The 23037-nt window shown below is 51.8% G+C and carries 20 protein-coding genes; 13 read left to right on the top strand and 7 right to left on the bottom strand.

The window, feature by feature from the left end:
* The first annotated feature begins 6 nt into the window (after nucleotides 1–6).
* Nucleotides 7–1101 carry an S-methyl thiohydantoin desulfurase family protein gene (locus tag JOE21_RS03270; protein WP_309862217.1) on the top strand — a complete coding sequence of 365 codons (1095 nt, stop codon included), beginning with the start codon at nucleotides 7–9 and terminating at the stop codon, nucleotides 1099–1101.
* 212 nt (nucleotides 1102–1313) lie between these two features.
* The gene (locus JOE21_RS03265; protein WP_309862215.1) at nucleotides 1314–3089 is read left to right on the top strand and encodes a hypothetical protein; all 1776 of its coding nucleotides are present in this window, start codon (nucleotides 1314–1316) and stop codon (nucleotides 3087–3089) included.
* Nucleotides 3090–3171: 82 nt separating this feature from the next.
* On the opposite strand, the gene dat is transcribed toward JOE21_RS03265, so the two are convergent.
* Nucleotides 3172–4002: a D-amino-acid transaminase gene (dat, locus tag JOE21_RS03260; RefSeq protein WP_309862213.1), complete on the bottom strand. Its 831-nt coding sequence runs from the start codon at nucleotides 4000–4002 to the stop codon at nucleotides 3172–3174.
* Nucleotides 4003–4212: 210 nt separating this feature from the next.
* Between dat and JOE21_RS03255 the strand changes: the two genes are divergently transcribed.
* Nucleotides 4213–7605, top strand: a complete 3393-nt coding sequence (locus JOE21_RS03255) for a vitamin B12-dependent ribonucleotide reductase (RefSeq protein WP_309862456.1) — start codon at nucleotides 4213–4215, stop codon at nucleotides 7603–7605.
* Between the two features lie 250 nt (nucleotides 7606–7855).
* Here JOE21_RS03255 and recQ read toward each other — a convergent pair whose 3' ends face one another.
* Both recQ and JOE21_RS03245 read right to left on the bottom strand, forming a co-directional pair.
* A complete protein-coding gene (gene recQ / locus JOE21_RS03250) occupies nucleotides 7856–9991 on the bottom strand; it encodes a DNA helicase RecQ (protein WP_309862211.1) in 2136 nt (711 codons plus the stop codon).
* Between the two features lie 134 nt (nucleotides 9992–10125).
* A complete protein-coding gene (locus JOE21_RS03245; protein ID WP_309862209.1) occupies nucleotides 10126–10788 on the bottom strand; it encodes an SGNH/GDSL hydrolase family protein in 663 nt (220 codons plus the stop codon).
* A 135-nt stretch (nucleotides 10789–10923) separates the two neighbouring features.
* Here JOE21_RS03245 and JOE21_RS03240 point away from each other — a divergent pair, with 135 nt between their 5' ends.
* Entirely contained in the window at nucleotides 10924–11670 is a 747-nt protein-coding gene (locus JOE21_RS03240; protein ID WP_309862207.1) for a metallophosphoesterase, read from the top strand.
* An 89-nt stretch (nucleotides 11671–11759) separates the two neighbouring features.
* Here JOE21_RS03240 and hutH read toward each other — a convergent pair whose 3' ends face one another.
* Nucleotides 11760–13301, bottom strand: a complete 1542-nt coding sequence (gene hutH / locus JOE21_RS03235; RefSeq protein WP_309862205.1) for a histidine ammonia-lyase — start codon at nucleotides 13299–13301, stop codon at nucleotides 11760–11762.
* 218 nt (nucleotides 13302–13519) lie between these two features.
* Between hutH and JOE21_RS03230 the strand changes: the two genes are divergently transcribed.
* From JOE21_RS03230 to JOE21_RS03210, 5 genes are all read left to right on the top strand, one after another.
* Entirely contained in the window at nucleotides 13520–13975 is a 456-nt protein-coding gene (locus JOE21_RS03230; RefSeq protein WP_309862202.1) for a hypothetical protein, read from the top strand.
* A gap of 157 nt (nucleotides 13976–14132) precedes the next feature.
* Complete coding sequence (locus JOE21_RS03225; protein ID WP_309862200.1) at nucleotides 14133–14585, top strand: PCYCGC motif-containing (lipo)protein; 453 nt, start codon at nucleotides 14133–14135, stop codon at nucleotides 14583–14585.
* Nucleotides 14586–14685: 100 nt separating this feature from the next.
* A complete protein-coding gene (locus JOE21_RS03220) occupies nucleotides 14686–15243 on the top strand; it encodes an NADPH-dependent FMN reductase (protein ID WP_309862198.1) in 558 nt (185 codons plus the stop codon).
* 151 nt (nucleotides 15244–15394) lie between these two features.
* A complete protein-coding gene (gene mntR / locus JOE21_RS03215; RefSeq protein ID WP_309862196.1) occupies nucleotides 15395–15829 on the top strand; it encodes a transcriptional regulator MntR in 435 nt (144 codons plus the stop codon).
* Between the two features lie 147 nt (nucleotides 15830–15976).
* Entirely contained in the window at nucleotides 15977–16963 is a 987-nt protein-coding gene (locus JOE21_RS03210) for a patatin-like phospholipase family protein (RefSeq protein ID WP_309862194.1), read from the top strand.
* 31 nt (nucleotides 16964–16994) lie between these two features.
* On the opposite strand, the gene JOE21_RS03205 is transcribed toward JOE21_RS03210, so the two are convergent.
* On the bottom strand, nucleotides 16995–17315 hold the full coding sequence (locus tag JOE21_RS03205) for a hypothetical protein (RefSeq protein ID WP_309862192.1): 321 nt from the start codon (nucleotides 17313–17315) through the stop codon (nucleotides 16995–16997).
* Between the two features lie 35 nt (nucleotides 17316–17350).
* Nucleotides 17351–18247, bottom strand: coding sequence for a DUF1385 domain-containing protein (locus JOE21_RS03200; RefSeq protein ID WP_309862453.1), 897 nt, complete (start codon nucleotides 18245–18247; stop codon nucleotides 17351–17353).
* A gap of 294 nt (nucleotides 18248–18541) precedes the next feature.
* On the opposite strand from JOE21_RS03200, the gene aroQ reads away from it, so the two are divergent.
* The 4 genes from aroQ to JOE21_RS03180 all read left to right on the top strand — a co-directional run bounded on the left by aroQ (nucleotide 18542) and on the right by JOE21_RS03180 (nucleotide 22480).
* Nucleotides 18542–19000 carry a type II 3-dehydroquinate dehydratase gene (aroQ, locus tag JOE21_RS03195; RefSeq protein WP_309862190.1) on the top strand — a complete coding sequence of 153 codons (459 nt, stop codon included), beginning with the start codon at nucleotides 18542–18544 and terminating at the stop codon, nucleotides 18998–19000.
* Entirely contained in the window at nucleotides 18997–20067 is a 1071-nt protein-coding gene (locus tag JOE21_RS03190; RefSeq protein WP_309862188.1) for a M24 family metallopeptidase, read from the top strand. Before aroQ ends, JOE21_RS03190 begins: the two co-directional genes overlap by 4 nt.
* 26 nt (nucleotides 20068–20093) lie before the next feature.
* Nucleotides 20094–20651 (top strand): elongation factor P, encoded by a 558-nt coding sequence (gene efp / locus JOE21_RS03185; RefSeq protein WP_309862186.1) that lies wholly within the window; start codon nucleotides 20094–20096, stop codon nucleotides 20649–20651.
* A gap of 134 nt (nucleotides 20652–20785) precedes the next feature.
* Nucleotides 20786–22480 carry a M3 family oligoendopeptidase gene (locus JOE21_RS03180; RefSeq protein WP_309862184.1) on the top strand — a complete coding sequence of 565 codons (1695 nt, stop codon included), beginning with the start codon at nucleotides 20786–20788 and terminating at the stop codon, nucleotides 22478–22480.
* A gap of 59 nt (nucleotides 22481–22539) precedes the next feature.
* Here the strand turns inward: JOE21_RS03180 and JOE21_RS03175 are convergent, their stop codons facing one another.
* On the bottom strand, nucleotides 22540–22995 hold the full coding sequence (locus JOE21_RS03175) for a DUF441 domain-containing protein (protein ID WP_309862182.1): 456 nt from the start codon (nucleotides 22993–22995) through the stop codon (nucleotides 22540–22542).
* Nucleotides 22996–23037 lie beyond the last annotated feature (42 nt).

Raw genomic sequence — 23037 nt, 5'->3', positions numbered from 1 at the left:
TAAGGCGTGCGTTGGTTGGATGAACAGGTGATTGCGGACATTGCCATGGGGGCCGCTGTACTGGGTACCGGAGGGGGAGGAGATCCCATCATCGGCCGCTGGATGGCGGAGGAAGCGATCCGGATCCATGGTCCTGTCTGTCTCCTCTCTCCGGAAGAGGTGAAGGACGAAAAGCGGGTGGTCGCTTCCGCCATGATGGGGGCTCCTACGGTATTGGTGGAGAAGGTGCCGGGAACAACGGAGTTGTCGGATGCTTTCGAGATGATGGAAGAGGCTGTGGGGGAATCCATTCAAGCGACTTTACCCATTGAAATCGGAGGGGTCAATTCGTTGATCCCTCTCGTCTTGGCGGCACACAAAAAAATCCCTGTCATCGATGCCGACGCCATGGGGCGCGCGTTTCCGGAAGTGCAGATGAATACCTTTTATTTGGACGGGGTTTCCGAAGCTCCGGTGACGATGGCGGATGAAAAAGGAAACCGACTACTGCTGCAACCGCGGGATGCGTTTTCCTACGAGTCCTTGGCCAGAGCGATCACAGTTGAAATGGGTTGTTCCGCCGCGATATTGGATTACCCCCAAAAATGGAAGCGTTTAAAAAACAGTGTGATTCCGGGTACATTGACGTTAGCAGAAAAATTGGGACGGCTGTTGCGGGATGTGTACCGCCGGGGGGCGGATCCCGTCGCCGCGCTGGTGGAAGCGTTGCAGGGACACTTGCTGTTTTGCGGTAAAGTGTTGGATGTGGACCGGCGAACCGATACCGGCTTTACCAAGGGATACGCCCGTTTCGGACCGACGAATTCCAGGGAGGAGGACGAATGGACTCTCCATTTTCAAAATGAATACCTGTTGGTACGGAAAGGGGATCAACTTCTTGCCACCACCCCCGATTTGATCATGGTACTGGATCAGGAGAACGGTCAACCGATTACCACCGAGCGGCTTCGGTATGGGATGCGAACATCGGTAATCGCTGTTCCCTGTCCCCGGAAGTGGCGGAGCGAGAAGGGGATTGCCACTGTGGGCCCACGGTATTTTGGCTATAAGTGTGACTATGTGACTCTAGAGCAGCTGACGGCGCGACGGGCGGAGCAGTGATAGACCACTTCCTCCCATTTGAGTAGGTAAAATGAACGATTAGAAATAAGAACTTTATCTTTTTTCACAGGAAGGCATTGTCGAAAATTCTGTATCTGTGTCATAATGAGATTGATGCAGTTAGGATAAAATGCCAACTTCTCTCTATCTATAGGGATGATGGATATGAATGTACCTGATTTGTCTTAAGCTTTGGTTAGGAGGAAAGTCACATGAGTATGAGGAAAGGCCGGTATTATGAGCGGTACCAGGTGGAGGACGTTCTTACGTTTTTCTCCGGGCAGCTGGTGTCCGCCAAGTCACCGGACGGCACACGGGTCTTTCTTCAGGAAATCACCCTGAATGAACCGCTTCCATCGGGTGCGAAGGAGATCTTGACCAACCTGGAGAATGAGCACCTGGCTCCCATTTTGGATGTGATCGAAGAGAAGGAGCGCATCGTGCTGGTCCATCCTCCGATGGGAGGTGAACCGCTCTCTCTCCTCGTTCAGCCCCGGCGCGGAATGGAGCCCACTCAGGCTTTATCCGTTTTTCGCCGCTTGCTCCGTACTGCTATTAACTTATCGGAGCTTCCCATACCGTTATATACGACATTGGACTCCCGTAATATCATTATCGAAGGCAATCGTCCTTTTATTCTTTTTGTCAGCTTTGAAGAGTTCACCAAGCGGCAGGCGGATGAAAAGTGGCGTTTTCTGCTCCATTTCTTGTTGACGGGGTTCCGGATGGAGAGCCGTCCGGAAAATCCGGAAGGGGACCGGAGCATCCGCGAATTGCCTGATGCATTGAAAAAGCTGGTCATTCTGTCCATGGATCCCGAAAAGTCCATGAAAGACGTACTGGAAGTCGCTGAAAAGACTGTTCTTCCCAAACAGCCGAAGAAAATAGTGGCCAACAAGCGTGTCAACACACGGGTTGTGGTTTATTCGGGAATTGTGGCTGTGGTGGTGGTGGCCGGGATCTTTGTGGGGAATCAATTTACCAACACACCGGCTGCGGCGGAAGAAGAAAAGATTGCCCAGGATAAGCTGGATCAACCTGGAGGCGTTGTCTCATTCAAAGATGTGGTGTTCCAGCGGCAAAAAGCCATACAGGAACAATTGCCGCCTACCTTGCAAGGGTCTTTCCGGGTACAGGGAGATTTGGTTCAAACTGGTTCGAAACCCTTCAGTCTCTCCTTGGTGTCTGAAAATGTCGAGTCTGATTTCGGGCTGCGGGTGGATGAAGAGGGGCGCATTGTCTTGTTTCAATACATCAGTGGGGAAACAACCGATTTAGCTAAGTCGGAGGACGAGTTCCAGATTGAACCCGACAAAGAATATTTCGTCGAAATCCTGTACATTCCCGGTGAGCCCTTCCGCGTTGCGGTTAAAGACCGGGAGACCAAGGAAAAGTGGGTATCCGTCGGCAATGTTCCCATGGATTCGATGTTTAAAGTGTACCTGGAAGGTTCTCAGGGCACCTCATTCAAAAGCCCCGGAGTGGCTAAAGTGGAGGATGGGGACGAGGCTGTCGCCAAGTGGATGGAGAATCAACCCTGGATGTTGCAGGGGGGGAACGGCGTGATCCTGGATGGCCGGATCGACTTGACCTCCGAAACGCGGGTAAATCTCGACAAGAGCATTGATTCCTTTGTATTCACTCGTCCTAAGAACTATAACGAGGACCCGATCCGAATGAGGTTGGACGCCGTTGACGGCTCCCGCTACGAATTCTGGTGGTCGAAGGACGGCCAGATGGAACTGGCGAAAGCGGGGGCGAAGTGGTTTGGATCTGAAAACGAAAAGTTGGCCGGTGACTTTTTCGGTACCAATTGGGCACCGGATGAAGAGACACGGATCACCATTCTGAACAACCCCGACGAATTTGGCATCGAGGTGGAACAGGGATCGCGGAAGGTGACGATGAAAACGCCGACTTCCTCTCCGATTACGATTGAAAATATCAGCATTGAGAACGAATCATGGATTCAATTGATCGACAAGTGAACAACCGGTAACAAAAACACCCTGTCCATGGTGGACAGGGTGTTTATTATGGTATGATGGGGCGGTTCGGTTAATGGGAGGGTTAAATTTGTTTTTCAAACGCTTCCTGTAAACGATGGACGACCGGACCGGGTTTGCCGTCCCCTACGTGATAGTCGTCAATTTGGACGACGGGGCTGATCTCCACCGTGGTACCGGTGATGAATACCTCGTCTGCTTTTCTGAGATCCTCCAAAGTAAATGTTTCTTCTTTAACCGGGATGCCGAGTTCCTCCGCCAGCTCCAGCACCACCAGGCGGGTGATTCCATGAAGAATCAGATTGTTTGCGGGATGGGTGATCAATTGACCATCCTTCACCAGAAAGACATTGGTGGAGCTGCCTTCGGTTACGGTGCCGTCCCGATGCAAAATGGCCTCCTGGCAACCGTGTTCTTTGGCTTTTTGCTTGGCCAACACAGCTCCTAACAGGTTGAGGCTTTTGATGTCACAACGGAGCCAGCGGATATCTGCTTCGGTAATGGTGCGGATCCCGTTGCGAATGTATTCCAGGGGACGTTCCCCTTCGATCGTGTAGGCGACGAGGACCGAGCGGCTTTCCTCCGGAAATGGATGGGAGCGGGGGGCTACACCCCTGCTGGCTTGGAGATAGACATTTCCTTCGGACAGGCCGTTGGTCTCGATTAATTGCTCCAGAAATGATTGCAAACGGTCCAGTCCGTAAGGCAGTTGCAGACCGATTTCATCGGCGCTGCGCTGAAAGCGGTCCAGGTGATCTTGCATACGAAATACCTTGCCGTTGTAAACGCGAAAGACTTCATAAATGCCGTCACCAAATTGATAGCCGCGGTCTTCAATGTCGATGTGTGCGTTTTCACGTTTGGTCAGTTGATCATCAATCAGGATCATTCCCATGCCTCCTGCAATCTAGGATTGTTCCAATTGTGACTGATTCTCAGCCAATTGGCAAGTTGAATCGAATATTTCAAAAAGCAAACCTCAAAAAATCGCCTGTGACAGGACAAGCCCATTCGGATTTCCTGTGGCTGGCTGGAACGTTTCCGTTCAACGAAATTCAGATTTTGTTCCATATATAGTAGTGATATAATAGTGGAGAACCTACATATTGCGATTTATACACGTTCCATTGAAAAACATTCCTGTCTGATCGCAATAAAAGAGGGGGAGTCAGGGTTGAAAATCGAACGCTATTTCACAAAAAAGGGACAAGATCCTTTTGAAACCGTAAATTATGTGAAGCGGGATTGCCGGATCACCAATCCCGACGGATCTGTCGTCTTTGAAATGACCGGGGCTGAAATTCCGGAAAACTGGTCCCAGGTGGCGGCCGACATTATGATTTCCAAGTACTTTCGCAAGGCGGGAGTACCTCAAACCGACGAAGACGGGAAGCCGTTATTGGATGAGGCGGGGAAACCGGTCACCGGACCGGAACAAAGCGCCAAGCAGGTGATTCACCGGCTGGCCGGTTGCTGGCGGGATTGGGGAGAGAAGTACGGGTACTTCGACACTCCCGAAGATGGCCAGGCCTTTTACGATGAGCTCGTGTATATGCTTTTGCATCAGATGGCGGCCCCCAACTCCCCGCAGTGGTTTAATACGGGATTGGCATATGCTTACGGCATTACGGGCAAGCCTCAGGGTCACTATTATGTGGATCCTGAAACCGAAGAACTGAAAAAAGGGGTGGATGCCTACAGCCGCCCCCAGCCTCATGCTTGTTTCATTCAATCGGTGGAAGACGATCTGGTCAACGAAAACGGCATCATGGACTTATGGGTAAGGGAAGCTCGGCTGTTTAAATACGGCAGCGGTACCGGCACCAACTTTTCCAACATCCGGGGCAAGGGAGAACCGCTCTCGGGGGGTGGCACCTCTTCGGGTCTCCTGTCCTTCCTCAAGATCGGAGACCGGGCGGCAGGAGCGATCAAATCCGGTGGCACCACTCGCCGTGCAGCCAAGATGGTGACGCTGGATCTGGACCATCCCGATGTGGAGGAATTCATCAACTGGAAATCGGAAGAGGAAAAGAAAGTCCGTGCCCTGATCGCCGCCGGCTATGATCCCTCTTTTAACGGGGAAGCGTACGAAACCATTTCCGGTCAGAATTCCAATAACTCTGTTCGTGTACCCAATGAATTTTTTGAAGTGCTGGATTCCGACGGCGGCTGGGATTTAAAGCGTCGAACCGACAACAGGGTGGCCAAGACCGTCCCCGCCCGCGACCTGTGGCGCCAAATTGGCTCGGCAGCCTGGGAATGTGCGGATCCCGGACTGCAATACGACGGCACGATCAACGAATGGCACACATCCCCAGCAGGGATGGATGGGCAGCTTGGGGCTCGCCATAACCGCATCAATGCGTCGAATCCATGCAGTGAATATATGTTCCTGGACAATACGGCCTGCAACCTGGCTTCCCTCAACCTGATCCAATTTTTTGACGTGGAGAAGACGCAGTTTGATATTCCGGCATTGAAACATGCTTCCAGACTATGGACTATTGTGTTGGAAATCTCCGTGCTGATGGCTCAATATCCCTCCAAGGAGATCGCTCAGCTTTCTCATGAATACCGTACGCTGGGACTGGGTTATGCCAACATCGGGACGGTGCTGATGGTTTCCGGCATCCCCTATGATTCCGATCAGGCATTGGCCATCACCGGAGCGGTAACGGCTATTATGACGGGCACCGCTTATGCTGCGTCAGCGGAGATGGCCAAAGAATTGGGGGCTTTTAAGGCGTTATCCGCCAACCGGGAGCATATGTTGCGGGTGATCCGCAACCACCGGCGGGCTGCTTATCATGTGCCGGATGAAGAGTATGAAGGTTTGACGATCAAACCGATGGGGATTCACCCCACCCATTGTCCGCCGGAATTGTTGGAGGCGGCACGAGCCAGTTGGGACGAGGCGCTGGAGCTGGGAGAAAAATACGGCTACCGCAACGCCCAAACGACCCTGCTGGCTCCCACCGGTACGATCGGGCTGTTGATGGATTGCGACACCACCGGGGTAGAACCGGATTTTGCGCTGGTGAAGTTTAAGAAGTTGGCCGGCGGCGGCTATTTTAAGATCGCCAACCAGTCGATTCGGCCGGCGCTGCAAAACCTGGGGTACAGCCCGGAGGAGATTGCGGACATACTCGCGTATGTGACTGGCACCCTCCGCTTGGACGATGCCCCCCACATCAATCGGCAAAGCCTGAAGGAAAAAGGGCTGACCGATGAAGAATTGGATCGAATCGAAGAAAGTCTACCTGCGGTGTTTGAATTGCCGTTTGCCTTTAACAGCTGGACATTGGGCGAGGACTGCCTCAAAAGGCTTGGTTTCACCCCTGAACAGTACTTGGCACCGGATTTTAACTTTCTGCGTGCGATCGGCTTCACCCGGAGCCAGATCGAGGAAGCCAGCGACGTCATCTGTGGTTGCATGATGACCGAAGGTGCCCCCCACCTGAAGGAAGAGCATTATCCGGTTTTTGACACCGCCAATCCCTGCGGTAAGCGGGGGAAACGATTCATCCACTACATGGGTCATCTGCGGATGATGGCAGCCGCTCAGCCGTTCTTAAGCGGTGCGATCTCCAAGACGATCAACATGCCTCACGAATCGACGGTGGAAGATATCCAGCATGCTTACTATGAAGGCTGGAAGCTGGGATTGAAGGCCGTCGCTCTGTACCGGGACGGCTCTAAGAGTTCCCAGCCCCTCAACGCACGTGGGGATGATCAAGCCGATGAAGAGGAAGCGGCCGAAACCGCCGCAGAACCCTTGGAAAACACAGGGGCGAACATGGCGGCGGCTACCTCTCAGATCAAGGAAATCTACGCCAAAGGACATGTCCCCAGTGTACGCCGCCGCCTGCCCAGCAAACGGGAAGGAATCACGCAGGAAGCCCGCATCGCCGGTCACAAGATCTTTGTCCGGACCGGTGAGTATGAAGACGGCACCCTGGGCGAGATTTTCATCGATATGCACAAGGCGGGGAGTACGATGCGCGGGATGGTGGATGCTTTCGCCGTCGCGGTTTCCCTGGGATTGCAACACGGGGTGCCGCTGGAGAAATACGTCAACTCCATGACGTTTACCCGTTTTGAACCGGCAGGGACGGTAAACCACCCCAACGTCAAGATGGCCACCTCCGTGGTGGACTACGTCTTCCGCATCTTAGGGATGGAATATCTGGGACGGACGGATTTTGTCCAGGTACCCCCGAAACAGGAGGAACTCCGTCTCCATGCCAACCGCTGGAAACGGGAGAAAGAAGAAAGTCTGGAAGCGGCGGAGCAGGCGAAAACGCCGGAACATGCCAGCTCTGAAGTGGAACAAGCCTATCAGGAAGTAACAGGCGGACGCGAGGCGCCCCAGGACAACCTGGAGGCTATTCGGGCCAGCAGCGGGGCTCCACTCTGCATTGAATGCGGTGGAATGACCAAGCGCAACGGCTCCTGTTATGTTTGCTTAGATTGCGGAGCGACCACCGGTTGCTCCTGATCGCCAGTGAAACAAAGACCCGCACCGTGATTGGTGCGGGTCTTGTTTTTATCCGTTCTGATCCAAAAATTTCTTAATCACTTGAAGCAAAGGGGCGGGATCAGGTTCCTATAGGTTGTGATCGGAACGGTGAGGTGTCAACTGATTCATCCATTTCGGTAATCCGTGAGCCGATTCGGAAAGCCCAGGAGAAAACAACAACGGTGCCTTATTTTCCATATCGGTTACGCTCTCCCATGTACTTTCCCAATCAACTGCGGCTCGCCGTTTTGGCCAGTACAGCCCGAATCGTGGTGTAGGAGATATCATCAGGTAGAGCCTCTTTGATCGGCTTCAGATGGGTTCCACCGACCTGGCGGATGGCTTGACGGACGCGCTCTTCCTGTCCAGCGGGAATGAGGCGGTCCCAGTCGATGGGGTAGCCCTCAGCAGAACAGCGGACCAGGTGACTTTCCAAGGTGGTAGCGGCCAGCTCCCGTCTGCGCTGGATTTCATCGAGCGACAGGCCTTCCACTTGCCATAAACGCCACGTAATCATATGGCTGGGTTCGTTGTCGTCCGTCTCATTTGAAAGAGTAGCAGCCGCTTTTGCCTTGCCGGATTCCATGAGAGGCAGATCTTTCTGCTCTGCATGTTCCCGAATCACCTCCAGGAATGCTTCCCCGTATTTGTCCCGTTTCTGCTGTCCCACTCCTTTGACAGCCAGTAATGTGTCTGCATCTCCCGGAAGCATGCGGGCCATCTCCGTCAACGTGCTGTCGGGAAAAATCATATACGGGGGGATCTGCTCCCGTCGGGACAGTTCCAGGCGCCGCTCCCGCAGCTTTTCAAATAATCCTGCGGATCCGGGGGCTGCCACTTTCTTTTCTTTTTCGACCCGAAGGAGGACGGAACGCTCCCCTTTCAACACTTCAACGGCGGCAGGGGTGAGCGTCAGGCGGGGAAATTCGTCATCGGTAAAGCGAAGATACCCTTCCGCCGCCAATACATGGATGCGGTGGGTAATCGCTTTCTCCGTCAAATTGCGCAGCAGGCCGTATGTAGGAAGGCGGTCCAATCCGAATTCCTTCACCCGTTTGTCCCGGGAGCCTTTCAGTACTTTGGCCGTAAGGGAGACACCGTAACGTTCCCGCATGCGGCGAACACAGGAGAAGATTTTCTGTGCTTCCACCGTGACATCTTCCCGCTCTCCTTGGTCGGAGCAGTTGGAGCAGCGGCCGCAGGGGGCGGCGGTATCATCACCGAAATGAAGGGCCAGTGTTTCTTGGAGACAGCGTTGAGTATGACAATATTCCCGCATCTGTTGGAGTTTCCGACGTTCCCGCTCTTTTAACTCGGGTGCGAGTGAGCCGTTTTCGATCAAGAATGATTGCGTTCGGACGTCACCGGGTGAGAAGAGAAGGATGCAATCCGCCGCTTCTCCATCTCTTCCGGCCCGGCCTGCCTCCTGGTAATAGGATTCGAGATTGCCGGGCATCTGCCAGTGGATCACGAAGCGGACGTTGGATTTATCGATCCCCATCCCGAAGGCGTTGGTGGCTACCATGACCTGCACCCGGTCAAAGGCGAACGCTTCCTGGGCTTGTCGCCGCTCCTCTTCTGTAAGCCCCGCATGATACTTGGCTGCGGAAAGTCCGCGTTCCACCAATGAACGGTGAACCTGATCCGTTTCCTTTCGGGTGGCACAATAGATGATACCGGTCTCCCCCGGCCGTTCCTTCAGATAACGGGTAACGAAGTCCCGTTGATCCACCCCGTGTTTGACAGAGAAGGTAAGGTTGTCTCTCGTCAGCGGCGTGATGAAAATACGGTCCGAATGAATCCCAAGCAGTTGCGAGATATCGTCTCTCACTTCCTGCGTGGCGGTGGCGGTAAAGGCGGCCACGACCGGGCGCGGAGACAAGTTGCGGATCCATTGGGCGACGGAACGGTAACTGGGGCGAAAGTCATGTCCCCATTGGGAGATGCAATGGGCCTCATCGATGGTGACCAGGGACAGGGGAATGCTCTCCAGCATCGATCGGAACCCGTCCATCGAAAGGCGCTCAGGGGCGAGGTACAACATGCGGTATCGACCCTGGGCGGCACCCTGTAATCGCTCCCGCATTTCTTTAGAAGAAAGGGTACTGTTGATATAGGTGGCTTCGATTCCCACCTCCCGCAGCTGGTCCACCTGATCTTTCATCAGCGAGATCAGGGGGGATATTACCAGAGAGAGTCCGTCCATCAGTAGAGAAGGAATTTGGTAACATACCGATTTGCCGGCTCCTGTCGGCATAATTGCGAAAGTGTCATGTCCTTTCAGGATACTGTTTACTACTGCCTCCTGTCCGGTGCGAAAGGAATCATGACCGTAGTGGCGCTTCAGTATTTCCAGCGGTTTCATGGGCTCCTCCTCTCTGTCACACCGCCCGTTGAGGTGCTTATCAAAGTGGTCGGATCCATTATACCGGATAAGGCCGGCACAAGTCTTGCCGCGAATGCGCTAAAAAAGCCCCACCATTTTCATCCGGTGAGGCCTTATTCATGGAGGACGGTGGCGGCAACAGCATCAGCGATGGCTTGGTGGCCCGCGTTATTAGGATGAATCGGCTTGGGGCCGATCAGAGGGATATCGGATAGGGATCCGTTCCGATAGCCATCGATCCATCCGGTTTCCCTCCCGGTAAACAACTCATGCAGATTAATCAAAGGAATTCCCCAACGGTCAGCCGTGTCTGCAGTCTGAGAGTTAAAGGCATCCACCCAAGCTGTGGCAAAGGTGGAACGGGGAAATGGGTTATACTGATTGAGTAGGAATACAGGTGCGGGGGAATGATGACGGATTTGGTAAAGGATCAGATGTAAATTTCTTCGATAAGCAGCCACTGCTGATGAGAGAATGAGGGGCCGTCTGGTGAACCGGGACGCAAGGTATGCGTATAACAGGTCGTTGCCTCCGATCAGCAAAGTAATGACGCGAGCATACCGAATCAGCAAACGGACCCGCGGCGAAAACACGGTCCAGAACAGGGCTTCCTTACTGGTCGCCCCTTTTCGCGCCGCCCGTGATAAAGTCCAGGCAGGGCCGGCCCTTGCGAGGGTTCCGGTTACGAGTTTGGCGTATCCCCGTCCCGGAGAAGCGGCGACGCCGACTGTGATGGAATCACCTATCGCAAGATAAAGGGATGGGGAATGTCGCATAGACGTTCTCCTAATTCATTGGAAGTGGTATTCTAGTGTATGCATGATTCTGGAGGGAAGAAAGGGCCCTCACCCGAAGAAAAGTTGATCTGGAGGACCCAATCGTTCCGCCATGCCAAAGGAAGGGGACGCGTTTTGACGATCTACGCCATCAGCGATCTTCATCTTTCATTTAACAAACCAGTGGATCTTTATGGGATCCGGTTGGAACAGGACGTGGACAAGCCGATGGATATCTTCGGATGGAAGCGTCATTTTGACCGTGTCCGCGATCACTGGCTGGAGACGGTAAAACAAGAGGATACGGTACTCATCCCGGGAGATATCAGCTGGGCATTGCGCTTGGATCAAGCTACATACGATTTTAACTGGATCGGCCAACTTCCCGGGAAAAAGGTACTGTCTCCCGGAAATCACTGTTATTACGCCCAGAGTAAGAAAAAAGTCCGACAACATCTCCCTGAAGGGATGACTTGGATCGACGCGGATTACACTCTGGTGGAAGGGTTTGCAGTGGCGGCTACCCGGGGTTGGAATTTGCCGGGGGATAAAGGGTGGAATGAAGCAGAGGACCGTAAGATCTACGAACGGCAAGCGGGAAGGCTGCGTCTTGCGCTGGAGGCTGCAGCCAAGGAGCATCCCGATAAAGAGCGATTGGTGATGCTTCATTATCCGCCGGTCACCTCCCGGGTGAAAGAATCCGCTTTTATGGATCTGCTTCACGAATTTCAAGTGAAAACATGCGTATACGGACATCTGCACGGACGATCCCATCACGAGGCGGTGGAAGGAGTCATCCAGGGGGTAGAGTTGCAGTTGGTTTCCTGCGATTACCTCGATTTTCGGCCCATTGCAGTCCGCCTGAATCATACACCATCATGATCGGCGGAACGATCTGTCCAAGGCGAGATTGATGCTGAGATGTGAAAAAACCCGGTGTTGGGACAGGTCCCACCCGGGTTTTTGGTGTTTCACCGATATCCATTCAGAGCCAGCGGTGTTTCCTCGGCGACTGCTTCGACCAAGCATCCGCTGTCAATCAGTTTTGCCGCCTGTTCGATGTCGGGATGGTGAAGGCGATCATGAACGAGCGGCGGAATATGATTTCGAATGAGACGATAGGCGGGGGTGGTTCCCGCTCCCATTTCCCCAGAGGAAAACTCCAGTCCCTGGGCGGCGGTGATCCATTCAACGGCCAGGACCCGGGTTGCATTATCCAGGATGCGCAGCAACTTCCTGGCGGAAATGGAACCCATGCTGACGTGATCCTCCTGGTTGGCGGAGGAGGGAATCGAGTCTACGGAAGCCGGATGGGCCAGCCCCTTGTTTTCCGATACCAGGGCGGCAGCTACGTACTGTAGGATCATGTATCCGGAGTGAAGGCCGCCGTTTTGAGTTAAGAACGGAGGTAATCCGCTCAGCTGTGGGTTGACCAAACGCTCGGTCCTTCGCTCGGAAATATTGGCCATCTCCGCCATGGCGATTCCCAGATAGTCGGCGGCTAAGGCCAACGGTTGGCCGTGAAAATTTCCACCTGACAGGATCGCTCCTTCTTCGGGGAACAACAAGGGGTTGTCTGTTACCGCATTCAGCTCCCGGGTGACAATGGTTCGCACATGGGAATAAGCATCCCGGGAGGCCCCGTGCACTTGTGGAATGCATCGCAGGCTGTAGGCGTCCTGAACCCGCTTTTCCCCGGGCGCGGTCAGGCGGCGGCTAGATTGTAAAAGTGTGCGCATGGTAGCAGCGGCCTGAAGTTGGCCCGTTTGCCCCCGTGCTTTGTGTAACAGGGGGTGAAGCGCATCAGGGATTCCGCCCAGTGCTTCCATCGTCATGGCGGCGATAATATCGGCACTCAGGAGAAGCTTTTCGGCTTTTAGGATTGCCAAGGCTGAAAGGCTGGCCATCATCTGTGTCCCGTTAATCAGGGCCAACCCTTCTTTTGCGGCCAAGGTGACAGGAAAGTGGCCTTGCTCGTTCAAAACCTGCCGCGCATCCATACGCTGACCGCGGAAAAAGACCTCGCCTTCCCCGATCAGAGGGAGGGTCATATGAGCCAGGGGAGCCAGATCGCCGCTGGCTCCCAACGACCCTTGACTGGGAATGACCGGATGGATTCCATCGTTAAGCAGACGAATCAAAGCCTCTACCGTGGTTGGACGGATGCCGGAACAGCCTCTTGCCAAAGCGTTGGCACGCAATACCATCATACCCCGAACCACTTCTTCAGATAAGGGCTCCCCCACCCCGCAAGCATGGCTTTTAATCAGGTTGCGCTGCAGTTCCTCGGATTGATTCCGGTCAATGACCGTGTCACTGAATTTGCCGAATCCTGTGGTGATTCCATAGACCACATCTCCACGGCAAACGGCTTCTTCCACCATCAAGCGGGAACGTTCCATCGCTTTTATCGCCTCAGGAGCCAGTTGGACGGGGCGATGCTGAAACACGACTTGTTCCCATTCTTCCAGTGTGAGTTGGTGACCGTTAAGCAAAATGGGTGAGACTGTCATAGTAGTGCGTTCCTCCTTTATCGAAGAAAAGGCTGCAAACGAAAGGGACCGGTTCGTGGACCGGTCCCTGCTGTTTCTCGAATATGTGTTCTTATTTTTTGGGGGTAGTCGTGTCATCGGTTTTAACCTCCGGATAAGGTGAGAGTACCCAAGCAACTCTTTCTCCGCGGACATAGAATGATAGGAAAAAATAGTTGTCAGGAAAAGAGTGAGAATGGATGAAATGTTCCGGACGCAACCTCTTGAAAAACGGAAATTTTCACTTTCATGTCGCTCCATGGCGAGGGAGCGGGATTCGCTTGGTTCCCAATCCTGTCAAAAAGGGAGATACTTCCTTGGCCATGGGCAATAACAGTGTGGTGTACCAAAACATACAGACAAACATGGAACGTGGGTGTCCGTATTATTTACTGTTTCGTATTTTCAACAACCGTGCATCGGCTACGCCGCCCCAACTGCTTGTCACTGTTTCGTACTTGGATGGGCAAAGGCGTTTATTGCAGTCGACTCCGGTGTTGGTGGAACCGCCCTACCCCGCCACTCCTCAGTTTACCTCATTTTTTACGATTGTGCCTCCCCCTTCTTTTGCCACCCGAACCATATCCGTCGTTTTTTCCCTGCGACGGGGGTCTGTGTTGATCGATTACGTTTCAATTGCTGCACGGAAGGCCTGATCCGCCAACCCTTTCACCCTTGTCGTTTCACTGGACACGTTTTATACTGAAAAGGATAGTGAACAAGGAAAAGCGCAGAAATTTCTTTTTTGTTGGGATGACGACAGGGAGTATGAGCCATCCCAGTCTAATCCATACTTGTATGGAGGGTCTATCCGTGAAAACCATCATCCGGCGTCTCACCGTTTCCGCCATCCTGGTGGTCGTGTTGGCCGCTTGTTCGCAACAAGATACAGAGTTTTATTATGAAGGGGTGGCAGGCAAACAGTTTCCGGACTATGTGGAATCTTCTCCTGTGGAACACGTCAAAGTAGCGTATGCTTATGCCGCCGATCATCCGGAACAGTTGGAGTATATCCCTTGCTATTGCGGATGTGGTTCCATCGGGCACGGAAGCGTGAAGAGTTGTTTTTTAAGCTCTGAATCCGACCAGGACGTTTCCTATGATCCGCACGGAGCCGGGTGTGAAATATGCGTTCAAGTGGTTCTCGATACAATGAAAGGAAAACAGGAGGGTCAATCCCTGCAGGAAATCCGGCAAGAGATCGATCGCCGTTACGGAGAGCGGTTCGTCCCCACGGATACCCCTGAACCGCCGCCAGACATGTAATGGTTGACTCGTGGCTCGTTGTCGATTTTCTCACCCGGTCATCAGCCGGGTTTTTTCCTTTCAACATGCTTCATCGCTTATACTTATTGGAGGGATGATATTGAAAATCGTAGCCGTATCCGGAAGTATGAACCCGGAGTCCACCACGCGCCAGGCTGTCGCGATTGTGATGAAGGCAGCCATCGAAGCTGGCGCACATGCCGAATTGATCCATCTCGGCGATTGGAAGCTCCCCCTCTATGATTGTCGGACAGATGAATCCACTTACCCGGAAGCGGTTCACCGCTTTCGGGAGCGGATTAAAAACGCCGACGGTTTGATCCTGGGCTCTCCGCAATACCACGGCAGTTTGTCCGGCTGTCTTAAAAACGCCCTGGATTTCATTGGCGGAAAAGAATTGGAAGGAAAGTTCGTGGCCTTAGTCGGAACATCCGGCGGGGCTATGGGGGCGACGAATACACTAAACACCTTAAATGAGATCTGTCGCAATCTACATGCCTGGCCATTGCCTTCCACCCCATCCGTCCCCCGATCCTATGAAGCCTTTTTGCCGGATGGAACGTTGAAAGATATCCAACTGCAGAAACGGCTGGAAGGGCTTGGACGCCAGTTGGTACAGGTGATGGACCGTTGTGGTGAGCGGATACCCGTGGGTTGATAAAAAAGGATTTGTCCCATCCAAGTCGAAATGATGGGAAAGAAGGTTGTCCCCTCCGCTTTATACGGTCAAATCGTTTCCCGGTACCATGGTGAAGTATGATATACTTCACATGCGAAAACCCGGAGGAGACAGGATAGGGGGAAGGTTCATGCCGACGCCGAGTATGGAAGATTATCTGGAAAACATATACAAATTGATTGAGCAAAAGGGTTATGCCCGAGTTTCCGACATCGCGGAAGCGTTGGAGGTCCACCCCTCATCTGTCACCAAGATGGTCCAGAAGCTGGATGAACGAAAATACCTGGTGTATGAAAAGTATCGCGGCTTGGTCTTGACGCCCAAAGGGAAAAAGTTCGGGAAACGCTTGGTGGATCGACATGCCCTGTTGGAAGAGTTTCTGCGGATTATCGGAGTGAATGAAGAACGGATCTACGATGACGTGGAAGGGATTGAACACCATCTCAGCTGGGATTCCATCACCAGCATTGAGATACTGGTGGAGTATTTTCGCAATAACCCAGAGCGAATAGAAGAATTGCGGGCTTTACAAGCTGCTGCTGAAATGGAAGACGAAAACCGTTGAAATCAACTCCATGGCCGGACGATAGGGACGATTGCTCTTGCGATCCGTCGTAAATTGCCAGCCATGGAGTTATTGTTTGGGATGAACCATTCATACACTGAAGAGATGGGAGTTTACGGAGCATCATATATGGGGGGGGGATGTTCCATGCTCGCCGATGCGGTGTTTGAGGGTGGGGGCATCAAGGCTTTTGGTTTGGTGGGAGCGCTTCAGGTTGCGGAAGAGAAGGGATATCGATGGAAGCGGGTGGCCGGCACTTCAGCAGGTTCCATCATCGCTTCCCTGCTGGCTGCCGGTTATCGCAGTGAAGAGTTGTATCGGCTGCTTTTTAACCATAACTTTTCCACTTTTATTCCTGAACTGTGGTATCATCGGATTCCTTATCTCGGCCACGGTGTTCGCTTATGGGTGAAAAAAGGTTTGTACCCGAGCCTGCCCTTGGAACGGTGGGTGGGAGAGTTGTTGGCAAAAAAGAATGTGTATACCTTCGCCGATCTCAAAGAGAAGGAATGTTGCATCATCGCTTCCGATATCAGTCGAGGAACTCTGTTGGTGTTGCCCCGGGATCTGAAAGAATACGGGATTTCCGCGGACCGGTTCCCGATTGCCCGGGCGGTTCGCATGAGTTGTGCCATCCCTCTTTTTTTCGATCCGGTCAAATTGCACCACCGTCCTACAAAAAAATCGAGTGTTGTGGTGGATGGAGGGGTGCTGAGTAACTTTCCGGTTTGGCTGTTCGACCAGGAACACCCGCGTTGGCCCACTTTCGGTTTTCGTTTTTTATCGGAAACAGCGGGGGAACCCCGGGAGATTCATGGGCCCATCTCTTTGCTCCGTGCCATGTTCTATACGATGTTGGATGCTCATGACAACCGTCACATCAAGGAACAGGACAAGGTGAGAACCATTCAGGTGCCTGCGGACGGTGTCAAACTGACCGATTTTGATTTGTCCCCGGAAAAACGGAGAGCGTTGTATGAGGCGGGAGTGAAAGCGGCCCGGAGCTTTTTTTCCCGTTGGACATTTCGGGAATATCTGGCCTATCGAGGAGTGGAATCGACGGTCACCTGCCGGCTAAAACCATACCGATTAAAGGGAGGCGAACCCAATCGGGAGTTTAAGATAAACGGGTGAGTTCCTGACGCATCAAAAAATCCCAGTGAACTCACTGGGATTTTTTGATACGGAGGGTATCTTTTTTATTGCCGTCGATGACTCGAAAAGGATGCTTTTTCTTTTTGGATGTTTTCTTGTTTTTCCGATCCCGGGGGGATGGATGACGCGATCTCATTCCCGCCCCCCCTTTTTGTGGGTAGCTTAAGCGGATCAACCACTGGGGGGGACGTTTATAAAGATAAAAGATGATCCCAATCATGGCGAGCATGATTAGGGCGGTGGAGGTACGGTTGATCATCAGGTGGATGAAGCCGAAACCGACCAAGGCCAACAGGATCAATCGCCAAACTTTTTGCGTGTTGCTATACATGGCGCTATCTCCCTCGTTTCTTCAATGTCCCACTTTCAATTGGAGTGGGCGAGAGAAGAAGGGTTCACGGATTCGGACGTCCGCTCGTCCAGTTCCACCATACGGTTGAAAGCCGCAATCGCCACTTCTACTTGATCGTCATCGGGTTGTCTAGTGGTCAATTTTTGCAACCATAATCCCGGGTAGCCCAGGTAGGTCAACACAGGCACATCCCGAAGAGCGTTGGTCAGACGCAGCAGTTCATAAGACAAACCGATTACTACGGGAATCAGCATCAGGCGTGTAAGGATACGGTCCCAGACGTTGTCATAACTGAAAAACGAGTAGACGACGACACCGACCAGAATGGTGAGAATGATAAAACTGCTCCCGCACCGGTAATGAAGGGTGGATTGTTTCTGAACGTTTTCTACTGTTAATTTTACCCCTGATTCATAGGCATTAATCACTTTATGTTCGGCTCCATGATATTGGAACAGCCGTTTGACCACCGGTGTTTGAGACAGGAGCCACAAGTATCCGAGCAAGAGCAGGGTTTTAATGGCCCCTTCAATTAAATTTTGCAAAATGAGATTGCTGACCCAGCGGTCGAACAGAACACTGGCGAGAAATGCCGGCAGAGCGGTGAAAATCGCTTTACCGATGATAAGGGAGAGAATACCGACCAGGGCGACCCCCAGGATCATCTCCATTTTGGAGTGAGAGGCTTCTTCTTCAGGTTCTTCGCCCGGTTCCAAATCATAGCGGTCTGATGCAAACTGCAGATGTTTGGATCCGGAAGCACTCGATTCCAACAACGCGACCACGCCCCGAATCAATGGAATCCGCTTAAAGAATTTAAAGGGATTGTTTTGCTTCGTCAGTTCGTAGGTTTCAATCTCTCCATTTTTTCTACGGATGGCCGTCACTTGGGCCCGTCTTCCTCCAAACATGACCCCTTCGATGACGGCTTGACCGCCATATGCGTTTCGCGTTGCTGCCACGAACCACTCCACCACCTCATGCTGTTTTCTTCAAATCGGTTTTGTTAGTTTTCTCATTGTAACATATCTCCAGCTGATTCCAATGGGGCTTTCGGAAGGTTTTTGTGTATTTTTGTCTTCATTTCAAAATGGGTTCTCATGTGCTGCTGAAGATGAGGGAAGACTGATTCCGCAGGCGAAAACCGATTTCATCCCGGTTGGATTGTGATACAATGACGAAGGGAACGATGAGGGGGGAGTCTGATGAAACCGGTGTTGGTACTTCATGGTCCCAACTTAAATCGCCTGGGCAAACGGGAACCGGATGTGTACGGGTATGAAACCCTGTCGGATGTAAATGCCCGCTTGACGAGGCGGGCAGCTGAATGGGGGCTGAAGGTGGACTGTTACCAATCCAACCATGAGGGGGCGTTGATCGACCGCATCCATGAAGCGGAAGGAAAATACGTCGCCATTATCATTAATCCAGGGGCGTTGACTCATTACAGCTACGCCTTGCGGGATGCGCTTGCATCGGTATCCGTTCCCGCGATTGAAGTACATATTTCCAATATTCATCAACGGGAAGACTTTCGCCACGTATCGGTGACCGCTCCGGTTACCCGCGGCCAAATCGTGGGGTTTGGAACCGTTGGTTATGAGTGGGCGCTGGCAGCCGTACCTTCGCTGTTATCGGAAGGAGAAGGGAGTAAGGAGCGATGACCACACGCCTCGAGCGGCTGCGGAAATGGCTTTCCAAGCGGAACTTGGAAGCCCTGCTGGTCACTCACCCCGTCAACCGACGCTATCTGACGGGCTTTACCGGCTCGTCCGGTTGGGTGCTGGTCACGGGTGATCGGCAGGTTCTCATTTCCGATTTTCGTTATACGGAACAGGGAAAAGAGGAGTCGCCGCACTTTTCTTTTGTCGACCATGGAGGAAATCTATTGAAAGAAGTGGCTCGTCTCTGCCGGGAAGCGGGGGTATCGACACTGGCATTTGAAGAGGCTCACCTGACGGTCCGAGTGCATCGTCAGCTGATGGAAGCCCTGGAAGGGGTGGAACTCCGACCGGTAGTCCAGGTAGTTGAAGAACTGCGCCAGATTAAATCGGAAGACGAGGTGGCGATCATCCGTCAAGCGGCCTCGATCGTCGATACCGCCTTTGAAAAGATCCTGGAGAAAATAAAGCCGGGAGTGACCGAGCGGGAAATCGAAAGCCACCTGGAAATCCTGATGCGGAAACAAGGAGCGACTTCCTCCTCTTTTGATATCATTGTGGCTTCCGGTCCGCGCTCGGCCCTGCCTCATGGCGTGGCCAGCGATCGTGTGATGCAGCGGGGGGACCTGGTGACCCTGGATTTCGGCGCTCTCTACCAAGGGTACTGCTCCGACATGACCCGAACGGTCGTGTTGGGACCACCTGCCGACTGGCAGCGGGAAATTTACGGGATTGTGTTGGAAGCGCAGCAAAAAGCAGTAGCAGCCATTCGGCCGGGCATTACCGGACAGGAAGTGGACACCGTCGCCCGTGATCATATTAATGCAAACGGGTATGGTGATCAGTTCGGTCATAGTACGGGTCATGGCTTGGGAATGGAAGTACATGAGGCGCCAACCCTCTCCATTCGGGGCAAGGAGCCTTTGGAACCGGGAATGGTGGTTACAGTGGAGCCGGGTATTTACCTGCCCGGCCGCGGCGGTGTCCGGATCGAAGACGATGTCTGCGTGACGGAGAACGGGTATGAAGGTTTAACCTTCAGTCCCAAAGAATTGATTATTTTGGATTGACCATCGACAAGGAGGATCTACGTACCATGATTTCGACCAACGATTTTCGTACGGGTTTAACGATTGAACTGGATGGACATGTTTGGCAGGTGATGGAATTCCAACACGTAAAGCCGGGTAAGGGGGCAGCCTTCGTCCGTTCCAAACTGCGTAATCTGCGAAACGGGAACATTGCCGAGCGTACGTTCCGGGCTGGTGAAAAAATGGAGCGCGCTCACGTGGAAACCCGTCAGATGCAGTATCTGTATGAGAGTGGCGGGGAACACACTTTTATGGATAACGAAACCTATGAACAAGTCAACATTCCCGGTGACACGATGGAACGGGAACTGAAATTCCTTAAAGAAAACATGAATGTTCACCTCGTCCTTTATAAAGGAGAAACCTTGGGGATTGAACTACCCAATACAGTGGAACTGGAAGTGGTGGAAACCGATCCGGGAATTCGTGGTGATACCGCAACGGGTGGATCTAAACCGGCCAAGCTGGAAACCGGTTTGGTCGTTCAAGTACCGTTGTTCATCAACGAAGGGGATCGCCTGGTGATCGACACCCGTAAAGAAGAATATATTTCCCGAGCATAAAAGTCGTTTCATGTTCGCAAGAAAAACAGCCTCTTTCCAATGAAAGGGAAGGCTGTTTTTTGTTGAGGAAGGAGTTCTAAAAGGATCTGTTGAAAATCATTTGAAGGATATCTCAAATGAAAAGAGGGAACCCGTTGAAATTTTCTGATTACCGTTATGAACGACCGGTTTTGGAGGAAATCAGCCGCTCCTTTAAGCAAGCGTTACAACGCTTTAAGGAGGCTAAACGTGTGGAAGAACAAAATGATGCCATCAAAGAAATAAATGAGATCCGAAAAACTTTTTCGACTATGGAAAATCTATGTTTTATCCGGCATTCCATTGATACAACCGATGAATTTTACAAAAGGGAACAAGATTTTTTTGATGAAACTGCTCCTGTCGTGCAGGAGTATGTTTCCATGTATTACAAAGAACTCGTTTCATCAAAATTTCGTACAGAACTGGAAAATCATTGGGGAAAACAATTGTTCAGGCTTGCTGACATACAATTAAAGACCTTTTCAAAGGATATTGTTCCACTCTTACAAAAAGAGAATAAACGATCCACGGAATATTCAAAGCTGGTGGCTTCCGCGAAAATTCCGTTTGCAGATGAAGAATATACGTTAGCCCAACTTCGGCCGTTTATAGAAGATCAGGATCGGGATATAAGAAGGAAGGCAATCGAAGCCAGCTTTCAATTTTTTGCGGAGCGGGAGAATGAATTCGATCACATTTTTGATGATCTTGTAAAGACGAGAACCGAGATCGCCCAAAAGCTGGGGTATAAAAATTTTGTGGAACTTGGGTATGATCGAATGAATCGTGTGGATTATAACCCCGAAATGGTTGGGGTTTTCCGGAAGCAGGTTGAAGATATGATCGTTCCCTTGACAATCAAATTAAAGGAGAGGCAAAAAAAACGAATTGGTTTCGATCCATTAAAGTACTATGATGAAGCCTATCAATTTCCAACGGGTAACCCGATGCCAAAAGGATCACCAGAGTGGATTATAGAGAAGGGTCAGGGCATGTATAAAGAACTCTCGCAGGAAACCGATCTGTTTTTTCGATATATGGTTGAACACGAATTGATGGATCTGATCGCAAAGAAAGGAAAGCAGAGCGGCGGATACTGTACGTATATTGAAAATTACCATTCCCCCTTCATTTTTTCCAACTTCAATGGGACGAGTGGGGATCTTCATGTATTAACCCATGAAGTGGGCCATGCCTTTCAGGTATATTGCAGCCGGCATTATGACATTCCTGAATATCGTTTTCCAGGCTATGAAGCGGCCGAAATCCATTCCATGAGCATGGAGTTTTTTACTTGGCCATGGATGAAACAGTTCTTTCAGGAGGATACGGATAAATATTTGTTTTCACATCTGAGCAGTGCGCTGTTATTTCTGCCATACGGCGTATCTGTTGATGAATTTCAGCATTGGGTGTATGAGCATCCACAAGCAACTGTCGATGAACGCAAAGCGGCCTGGCGTTCGATCGAAAAGAAATATTCTCCGTATAAGGACTATGATGGTTTTGATTATTTAGAGCGCGGAGGACTTTGGCAAAAACAGAGTCATATCTATCAAGCCCCATTTTATTATATCGATTATACGCTTGCGCAAATCTGTGCGTTTCAATTTTGGGTGATGATAAACGATAACCGGGAGCAAGCATGGACGAAGTACATCAACCTCTGTAAACTTGGCGGTTCCAAGTCCTTCTTGGAACTGATCGAAGCCGCCTCTTTACGTTCCCCTTTTGAAGAAGGCTGTTTGGAAGAAGTGGTGAAACACATCGATCGCTGGTTGGATTCTGTTGATGATACCGTTTTATAAGACGCTTCAAAAAACCGTCGTCATCATTTTCACGACGGTTTTTTTCTATATGAAGTGACTTACGGCCATAACCAGCTGAATAGTTTCATCAACAAGGCGGTAATGCCGGCCGCCATTAACGGCCCCACCGGAATTCCCCGTAAAAACAAGATACCGAAGATCGATCCCAACACCAAACCGATCATCATCTGGGGGTCCACTTTTAACAAATCCAGCCCTTTGCCGTTCATATAGGTGGCAATCGCTCCACCTGCGAGGGCGAGGATCCCTGGCCAGGAAGTGAATACAGCCCACACTTCTTTCAAAGAGATACGTCCAGTGGCAAAAGGAACCAAAACGGCAATGGTTAAAAAGAGAAGCCCGATTTCCAGGCCCCGTCGTTCCACTGCAGGGAAAAAACGCTCCAAATGGGTCAGCTTCAAGATAAGAAGCAGACTGGCCGCCGTGGCGATTATGGGGGAGCGTCCCAGCAACCCGATTACGATCAAGACCACCAAGAGTAATTCCGGTTTCATGGTCATCCCCTGTCCAACCGACTTTGTACATCTCTATGTCAG

The sequence above is a fragment of the Desmospora profundinema genome, from assembly GCF_031454155.1.
Classification (GTDB): Bacteria; Bacillota; Bacilli; order Thermoactinomycetales; family DSM-45169; genus Desmospora; species Desmospora profundinema.
Note: the sequence above shows the minus strand (reverse complement) of the source record. Positions and strands in the feature narration are given on the sequence as shown.

Bases quoted from the DNA above. Each gene is read 5' to 3' on its own strand.
- JOE21_RS03200 (WP_309862453.1), bottom strand. From the start codon at position 18,247: ATGTTTGGAGGAAGACGGGCCCAAGTGACGGCCATCCGTAGAAAAAAT.
- aroQ (WP_309862190.1), top strand. From the start codon at position 18,542: ATGAAACCGGTGTTGGTACTTCATGGTCCCAACTTAAATCGCCTGGGC.
- dat (WP_309862213.1), bottom strand. From the start codon at position 4,002: ATGGGAATGATCCTGATTGATGATCAACTGACCAAACGTGAAAACGCA.
- mntR (WP_309862196.1), top strand. From the start codon at position 15,395: ATGCCGACGCCGAGTATGGAAGATTATCTGGAAAACATATACAAATTG.
- JOE21_RS03190 (WP_309862188.1), top strand. From the start codon at position 18,997: ATGACCACACGCCTCGAGCGGCTGCGGAAATGGCTTTCCAAGCGGAAC.
- JOE21_RS03245 (WP_309862209.1), bottom strand. From the start codon at position 10,788: ATGCGACATTCCCCATCCCTTTATCTTGCGATAGGTGATTCCATCACA.
- JOE21_RS03230 (WP_309862202.1), top strand. From the start codon at position 13,520: ATGAAATGTTCCGGACGCAACCTCTTGAAAAACGGAAATTTTCACTTT.
- recQ (WP_309862211.1), bottom strand. From the start codon at position 9,991: ATGAAACCGCTGGAAATACTGAAGCGCCACTACGGTCATGATTCCTTT.
- JOE21_RS03175 (WP_309862182.1), bottom strand. From the start codon at position 22,995: ATGAAACCGGAATTACTCTTGGTGGTCTTGATCGTAATCGGGTTGCTG.
- efp (WP_309862186.1), top strand. From the start codon at position 20,094: ATGATTTCGACCAACGATTTTCGTACGGGTTTAACGATTGAACTGGAT.
- JOE21_RS03210 (WP_309862194.1), top strand. From the start codon at position 15,977: ATGCTCGCCGATGCGGTGTTTGAGGGTGGGGGCATCAAGGCTTTTGGT.
- hutH (WP_309862205.1), bottom strand. From the start codon at position 13,301: ATGACAGTCTCACCCATTTTGCTTAACGGTCACCAACTCACACTGGAA.
- JOE21_RS03205 (WP_309862192.1), bottom strand. From the start codon at position 17,315: ATGTATAGCAACACGCAAAAAGTTTGGCGATTGATCCTGTTGGCCTTG.
- JOE21_RS03265 (WP_309862215.1), top strand. From the start codon at position 1,314: ATGAGTATGAGGAAAGGCCGGTATTATGAGCGGTACCAGGTGGAGGAC.